Below are 5,204 nucleotides of genomic sequence, written 5' to 3'. Positions count from 1 at the left end.
GACATCCCCATCGTCACCCTCGACGCCCGACGCCGCGACAGCGCCAAGAGCGCCCTCATCACCCTCGTCGAACACGCCCTCCTCGCCCGCCTGCGGTGAGTGCCGGAAGGCCCGGCCGGGGGCGCGCGCCAAGGATGGTTCGCGTCCCCCGGTAACAGTTCGACAGACATTTGCCGGGCCCTACTGACAGCCTGTAGCCAGTTGGTTCCGGTCCGCGCCAAAGACCTTGAGGTTTGCGGGAATTCAGCCGTAAATGTCCGCTTTCCGCCCCATCCCCCCGGGGCAGGTCAGCCGTTTGTCCGCTTCTCCGGCTCGTGTTGGAATTCCAGCTGCCCCGTAGTACCCGTCGGGCCGCGGCCCGTCGAGGGGTAGCCGCCGGATAGATCCATGGCCGCCAGTCGGTCGAGAGGTTGTTGTCGAGTGAGGCGTAAGCAGCCAGTCACCCCGCAGCGGCGCTCCGAGCCCCGCCAGCAGGAACCGGTGAGCGGCCAGACCCCAGGTCAGTTCTCCGCGTTCGCCGCGGCCGAGGACCGCGGCGAGCCACAGCGCACCGCCCCCGCCGCAGCAGGCGACTCCGCCGAGCGCCCGGGAGCCGGAGCCGGCAAGGGCGCCCCCCGCAAGGGCGGCGGCCGGGCCGACTTCCTGTCCCCGCTGAACTGGCGGGTGCCGACCCGTCTGGTCGCCATCCTGGTCATCCCCGTGGTGATCGCGCTGGTCTTCGGCGGCCTGCGCGTCAACACCTCGCTGGACGACTACACCAACGCCGACCGCGCGGTGCGCGTCGCGAAGGTGGCGAGCGCCGCGACCAAGCTGGCCGACGCGCTGGAACAGGAGCGCGACGAGAGCCTGGTGCCGCTGCTCACCGGCCAGGGCGACCAGGGCGAGGTGAAGAAGCTCCGCGACCGCACCGACCAGGCGCTGACCGAGTACCGCTCCGCCTTCTCCAAGATCAAGGACGACCCGACGGTCTCCCGCCGCAACAGCCAGTTCGAGTCGATGGCGGTCTTCCTGCCGCACCTGCGGCAGAACGCCTACAAGCCGGAGCTGTTCGCGACCGCGACCGTCAACGCGTACTCGCTGCTGTTCGCGCCGCTGCTGTCGATGGACAACTCGGTCGGCTTCGGCTCCTCCAACGTCACCTCCAAGGGCCGCGCCATCTACGCGATGTCGCTGGCCAAGGCGGCCGCCTCGACCCAGCGCGCGCTGATGCTGCACCTGCTGGTCGGCCTCGGCGTCGGCGGCGTGGACGGCCACGAGGGCCAGGACCTGATCCAGGGCCTGATGGTCGCCTCCAAGCTGGAGCAGACCGCCCGCGACGAGTTCAACACCGCCTCCAGCGACGAGGAGGTGAAGGTCTACTCGGACGCCGAGGTCGCCCAGGCCACCGCCGACCAGCGCCTCCCGCTCCGCATGCCGGACGGCCACACCATGCCCAGCATGGGCGCGCTGCTGATGGTCGGCATGAGCTACGGCAACCAGCTGGCCACCTCCGCCAACGACCGCGACGCCGCCGCCCGCATCATCAACGCGGCCGGCGCCGACGGCCTGACCCGCCCGCTGTGGGACCAGGCCACCAAGAGCCACATGAACGCGCTGCGCGCGGCCGAGGGCGAGCTGCTCGACCAGGTCGTCGCCGACGCCCAGAGCATCAAGGACCGGGCGTTCGCCGACTGGGTGCTGAACGCGCTGATCGTGATCGCCTCGCTGGTGCTGGCCGGTCTGCTCACCGGCTACATCGCCCGCTCGATGATCCTCGGCATGCGGACCCTGAACACCGCCGCGCTGGACATCGCCAACCACCGCCTGCCGGAGCTGGTCGACAAGCTCTCCAAGACCGACCCGGAGCGCGTCGACACCGCCGTCACCCCGATCCCGCTGCACGGCAAGGACGAGATCGGCGAGGTCGCCCGCGCCTTCGACCAGGTCCACCAGCAGGCCGTCTCGCTCGCCGCCGAGCAGGCGCTGCTGCGGGGCAACGTCAACGCGATCTTCACCAACCTGTCGCGCCGCAGCCAGGGCCTGATCCAGCGCCAGCTGGCGCTGATCACCGACCTGGAGAACAACGAGGCCGACCCGGACCAGCTGGAGAACCTCTTCAAGCTGGACCACCTCGCCACCCGCATGCGCCGCAACGGCGAGAACCTCCTCGTCCTCGCGGGCGAGGAGCCCGGCCGCCGCTGGAACACGCCCGTCCCGCTGGTCGACGTGCTGCGTGCCGCCGCCTCCGAGGTGGAGCACTACGAGCGCATCGAGCTGGCCGGCATCCCCGAGGCCGACGTGGTCGGCCCCGCCGTGACCGACCTCGTCCACCTGCTCGCCGAGCTGCTGGAGAACGCCACCTCGTTCTCCTCCCCGCAGACCCGGGTGCTGGTCAACGCCACCGGCCTGCCGGACGGCCGGGTGCTGATCGAGATCCACGACAAGGGCATCGGCCTGACCGCCGACGACTTCGCCGAGATCAACGAGAAGCTCGCCGAGCCGCCCACGGTGGACGCCACCATCTCCCGCCGGATGGGCCTGTTCGTGGTCGGCCGGCTGTCCCAGCGGCACGACATCCGCGTGCAGCTGCGCCCCTCGGGCGAGTCGGCCGGCACCACCTCGCTGGTGATGCTGCCGCTGCACCTCACCCAGCTGGCCCGGATGCCCGAGCCGCAGGGCGAGGAGTTCACCGTCTCGCGGATCTTCTCCGACCAGGAGGCCACTCCCTCCGAGTGGTCCTTCGACGGCCCGGAGCGCACCGCCGCCGAGCTCGGCTTCGACGACCACCTGCCCACCCTCGGCGTGGCCGCCAGCGGCAACGGCTTCTCCCCCGCGCTGGAGTCCATGCAGCGCTCGCAGCGCCTGGAGGAGCGCCGCCGGGCCGCCCTGGAGGCCGGCCCCGGCGCCGCCGTCGCGGAGCCGATGGAGGCGGAGATCCTGGAGTCGCCGTACGGCGCGGAGGGCTTCCCCGCCGAGAACGGCTACCAGGCCCCGTACGGCGACGAGTACCGCCGTCCGGACTCCGACCCCTTCGCCGCCGCGTACGAGCCCCAGCAGGCCGCCCAGGACGACGCGTACGGCTACCAGGACGCCGGCTACGGCCATGACCCGTACACGCCCGCCGAGCAGCCGTACCAGGACGACCCGTACGCGCCCGAGCAGTACCGGTCGCCGTACGCGCCGGCCGGCTACCAGGACGACGCCTACCAGGGCGGCCAGTACGGCGACGAGTACCAGCAGCAGTACGCCGCCGGCCAGTACCCCGACGGACAGTACGCCGACGGCTACGGGCAGCAGCAGGAGTACGGCTACGAGGAGCCCGCCGGGCACCCGTACCCGGCGGAGGAGCTGCCGGCCCTGCCGCCGGCCGCCCCGGCGGACGGGACCACCGGCAGCGGGCTGCCGCAGCGCCGCCCCGGCCAGCAGCTGGCGGGCGCGGGCGGCGGTCAGACCGGCACGGAGAGCCCGAACTGGTTCACCGGTGCGAGGGACACCTCCGCGCCCGCCGAATCCGAGTCGCGCGGCCACGACGTGTCGGCGCTCGGCGGCTACGGTCCGACCGGTCCGACCGCGGCGCCCAGCAGCGAGTGGGAGTCGCCCAACGACGGCGACTGGCAGCGCGCGGAGAAGCTCCGCGAGCCGTCCAGCTCCGGCATGACCCCTTCGGGTCTGCCGCGCCGGGTGCCGCGGCAGAACCTGGTGCCGGGCAACGCCAAGCCCACCGCGCAGGAGGGCCCGCAGGTCTCCCGCGACCCGAACGAGGTCCGCGGCCGCCTGACCAACCTGCGCCGCGGCGTCGAGCAGGGCCGCCAGGCCGGCGGCGACTCCGGCACCACCGGCACTTTCCGGATTGACCCCGACCAGGGGGCGTACGGTGATGGACCGCACAACAGCAGCACCGATCTCTTCGGCGGCTCGAACCAGCAGGAGCGTTGAGTTGACCCAGATGAGCCAGGCCGCACAGAACCTGAACTGGCTGATCACCAACTTCGTGGACAACACCCCCGGGGTGTCCCACACGGTGGTGGTCTCCGCCGACGGTCTGCTGCTGTGCATGTCCGAGGGGTTCCCCCGGGACCGTGCCGACCAGCTCGCCGCCGTCGCTTCCGGACTGACCTCGCTGACCTCCGGCGCCAGCCGGATCTTCGAGGGCGGCGACGTGACCCAGACCGTGGTCGAGATGGAGCGGGGCTTCCTGTTCCTGATGGCCGTCAGCGACGGCTCCGCGCTCGCGGTGCTCGCCTCGCCGGACTCCGACATCGGCCTGGTCGGCTACGAGATGGCCCTGCTGGTGGACCGCGCCGGCGCGGTCCTGACGCCCGCTCTGCGGGCCGAACTCCAGGGCAGTCTCCTGCACTGACGGTTCGTCGGATACCGTCCTGGTATTCGAAAGACCTCATTGCCCGTCCCGAGGTCGCTTCGGCGGCCTCGGGACCGGGCGTTGTACGGCCTTCGCACCACCGGCCCCGGCGCTCCTCCGGCGACGCGGCCAGCTACGCACCGCCGCACCCTTTGAGGAGATGAACCGTGACACCGCCCGACCACAGTGGCCAGTTCGGCGTCCCGTACGCGGGCTCCGGCCACGACGCTTTCGGGACTCCCGGCGTCGGCCACGGTCAGCAGCAGCAGTACGCGCCGCAGTTCAACAACGGTGGCCAGTCGTACCTGCCCCCGCAGTCCGACCCGCGCTGGTACCAGCAGCAGGACGGATACGGCCAGGCCTACCCCGGCCAGGAGGCGTTCCCGCACGACCCCGCCGACCTGCCGCACCGCTACGAGGCGCCGCACACCGAACAGCCTTACGAGGACGACGGGTTCGACGACCACGAGGACTCCGGACCGCTGATCCGCCCGTTCGCCATGACCGGCGGACGTACCCGGCCGCGGTACGAACTCGCCCTGGAAGCACTGGTTTCCGCGTCGGTCGACCCCGCCCGGCTGGCCACCCTGCTGCCCGAGCACCAGCGGATCTGCTCGCTGTGCGCCTCCGACGTGAAGTCGGTGGCCGAGATCTCCGCCCTGCTCGGCCTTCCCCTGGGAGTGGCCCGCATTCTCGTGGCGGACCTGGCCGAGGCCGGCCTGGTCGCCATCCACCAGCCCGCAGCCGGCGGTGAATCCGGCAACCAGCCCGACGTCACGCTGCTCGAAAGGGTCCTCAGTGGACTTCGCAAGCTCTAACGCGGCCGCCCCCAGCCGCGCCACCACCTCCGCCAAGATCGTCGTCG

General features: G+C 71.7%; 3 protein-coding genes and 1 pseudogene. All 4 read left to right on the top strand.

From position 1 onward, the window contains the following. Window positions 1-99 (top strand): annotated as a pseudogene (locus ACFV4P_RS35795) (ATP-binding protein); the annotation flags it as partial. Window positions 100-480: 381 nt separating this feature from the next. Further along, window positions 481-3,915, top strand: a complete 3,435-nt coding sequence (locus tag ACFV4P_RS35790) for a nitrate- and nitrite sensing domain-containing protein (protein WP_380477670.1) — start codon at window positions 481-483, stop codon at window positions 3,913-3,915. 10 nt (window positions 3,916-3,925) lie between these two features. After that, complete coding sequence (locus tag ACFV4P_RS35785; RefSeq protein ID WP_014138208.1) at window positions 3,926-4,339, top strand: roadblock/LC7 domain-containing protein; 414 nt, start codon at window positions 3,926-3,928, stop codon at window positions 4,337-4,339. A gap of 167 nt (window positions 4,340-4,506) precedes the next feature. Next, entirely contained in the window at window positions 4,507-5,157 is a 651-nt protein-coding gene (locus ACFV4P_RS35780; protein ID WP_380477669.1) for a DUF742 domain-containing protein, read from the top strand. The last annotated feature ends 47 nt before the right edge of the window (window positions 5,158-5,204 follow it).

Source organism: Kitasatospora sp. NPDC059795, from assembly GCF_042732175.1.
Classification (GTDB): domain Bacteria; phylum Actinomycetota; class Actinomycetes; order Streptomycetales; family Streptomycetaceae; genus Kitasatospora.
Note: the sequence above shows the minus strand (reverse complement) of the source record. Positions and strands in the feature narration are given on the sequence as shown.

Coding starts and splice junctions, on each gene's coding strand:
- ACFV4P_RS35785 (WP_014138208.1), top strand. CDS start 3,926: ATGAGCCAGGCCGCACAGAACCTGAACTGGCTGATCACCAACTTCGTG.